Origin of the sequence: Candidatus Oscillochloris fontis, assembly GCF_004138135.1 — a bacterium.
Lineage (GTDB): Bacteria > Chloroflexota > Chloroflexia > Chloroflexales > Chloroflexaceae > Oscillochloris > Oscillochloris fontis.
The window spans coordinates 1-2,120 of record NZ_RYFD01000109.1 but is presented as its reverse complement, the minus strand read 5'-3'; the positions used below and the strand labels follow the sequence as shown (position 1 = coordinate 2,120).

At 61.2% G+C, this 2,120-nt stretch carries 4 protein-coding genes; all 4 read left to right on the top strand.

Annotated elements, in window-relative coordinates; genetic code table 11:
- On the top strand, positions 1-468 hold a 468-nt coding region (locus EKD03_RS18925), incomplete at its 5' end, for a hypothetical protein (RefSeq protein ID WP_238613585.1).
- 723 nt (positions 469-1,191) lie between these two features.
- Entirely contained in the window at positions 1,192-1,428 is a 237-nt protein-coding gene (locus tag EKD03_RS18100) for a ChpI protein (protein WP_129633840.1), read from the top strand.
- Complete coding sequence (locus EKD03_RS18095; RefSeq protein ID WP_129633838.1) at positions 1,428-1,766, top strand: type II toxin-antitoxin system PemK/MazF family toxin; 339 nt, start codon at positions 1,428-1,430, stop codon at positions 1,764-1,766. The genes EKD03_RS18100 and EKD03_RS18095 overlap by 1 nt, the downstream gene beginning before the upstream one ends.
- Positions 1,767-1,875: 109 nt before the next feature.
- The coding region (locus EKD03_RS18920; RefSeq protein WP_238613584.1) for a hypothetical protein at positions 1,876-2,120 on the top strand (245 nt) is incomplete at its 3' end.

Sequence of the window (2,120 nt, the reverse complement as noted above, 5' to 3'; positions counted from 1 at the left end):
TGCGCGAGGCGGGTGTTGCCGCTCCGCAACCAAGATCGCGAAGCGACTATGTCGATGTGCCGTTTGCCTAGCCGGGTGTTTGGAGATCGGCCACGATCACCGCCCATCGCACGAGTCGGCTTCCATCAGCGCCCGTTGGAGAGTCGGCCACGAGCAGCGCCCGTTAGCAAATCGGCCACGATGAGCACCCGTTGGGAAGTCCGCTTCGATCAGTGCCCGTTGAGGAGTCGGTTTCCATCACCGCCCATCACGGAGTCAACAATAGGAGGAAACCGGGTCATGGCCAGCCCCGCGCCCAACATCGCCTCGCAGGTGACGCCGCTGGCGCGGCCTGTGAACTGGGTGCCATGTCTGGCTGTTGTTCTGGGCAAACATCGTTCGGATCACGGAAACTTGGCCAGCGGCGCACCTGAAGGCTGGCGTTGGGCCGTCTCTACCCGCAGCGATGGGGCATGCCAACGATGCTGATGCGTCCGGGCGATGAACCTTTGCGGAAGGATTGCATGGCCGATACCTGACGAGCCGTGCCGTGCACAGGAAACCAGTCGGGAGATGAGGGCGTTGGGGATGGATCGCATGGCCGATACCGGACGAGCAGGGCCGTGCGCAAGAAATCAGTCGGGAGATGAACGGCGCTGGACGGGGATCGCATGCCTGATACCGGACGAGTGATGCCGTACCAGGGGAGCAGCCGGGAGTGCGCCGTACCCATGATCCTGCCCCGACCCCCGATGTCTGGCATGGTGGATGGATCGCATCCCCGGTTCCGCACGCGCAGGGCCGTGCCACGGGAGCAGCCGGGAGGACGCCGTGCCCATGATTTCGCCCCGACCCCCGATGTCTGGCATGGTGGATGGATCGCATCCCCGTTTCCGCACCAGCAGTCCCATGCCAGGGGCGCAGATGGGAGCGCACTGAGCCACCATCAACCCTGGTGGTGACCCATCAATGCCGTGCCCGACGATCCGCACCATACCAGAAAACAACGCCGTTTGCGTACCAGCAGATCGCATCAAGGACGCTGTGCCCAACGATCACTGCGGTGATAGGGAGCGATGCCGTTGGCATGGTATCAGATCGCGCCAAAAACGCCGTGCCCGACGATCAACGCCGTCACCCTCCATGCGGAGCGTACCGATCCATGCGATTCTATGGCTTGACATCGAGTATAACAAAAGTTATACTAGACCCATGAAAACTGCCATCTCGCTTCCCGATCCGCTCTTCTATGCTGCGGAACAGTTCGCCCAAGCGCATGGGTTGTCGCGCAGTGAAGTCTTTGTGCGGGCGCTGCAAACCTACCTCCAGACCTATCAGGCCAGCGCAATGACCGAAACCCTGAACCACCTCTATGCGACGGAGGAGTCGACCCTTGATCCCCGCCTCATCCGGGCACAAGCCCACGTGCTCACGAAAGAAGATTGGTAATGTATCGTGGGGATATTTGGTGGGCTGACCTTTCCGATCCCACCGGGTCGAGTGTCGGGTATCGTCGCCCCGTCGTCCTGATCCAAGCCGATGCGTTTACGTCCAGCCGGATTGCAACCATCATTGTTGCGGTGATTACCAGTAATCTGCGGCTCGCGACGGCACCGGGGAATGTCTTCCTTCCGGCCAAAGAGTCGGGATTACCGCGCGATTCGGTCGTCAATATCTCCCAACTGCTGACCCTCGATAAAGGCATGCTGGATGGCTATGTGGGGCGGGTCACGCCCACCACCATGGCCCAAATTGACGATGGGATTCGGCTCGTGCTGGATGTCTAGGTATCGCGACAGCCCGATTCCTCTGACCCCGTGACAGAGGCATAGCCAACGTCCGTGCCGAACCAACGCCGTACCCACCATCAGTGCCCAACCAGAGGGAAAGGCTAGGATGTGGAAGATTCTCTTTTTTCGTAGTGCCGGGAGCAGGAACAACCCTTCGTCGTCAATGGTATGGCCCAACATCGCCTCGCAGGTGACGCCGCTGGCGCGGCCTGCGAACCGGGTGCATTCTGGGTATTTCCTACGGGGCAAACGCCATTCGGATCACGGGACGTTTGCCAGCGGCGCACCTGAAGGCTGGCGTTGGGCCTTCCTTCCTCGCAGCGCCGAGGCGTCCCAGCGATCGGCGTTCCG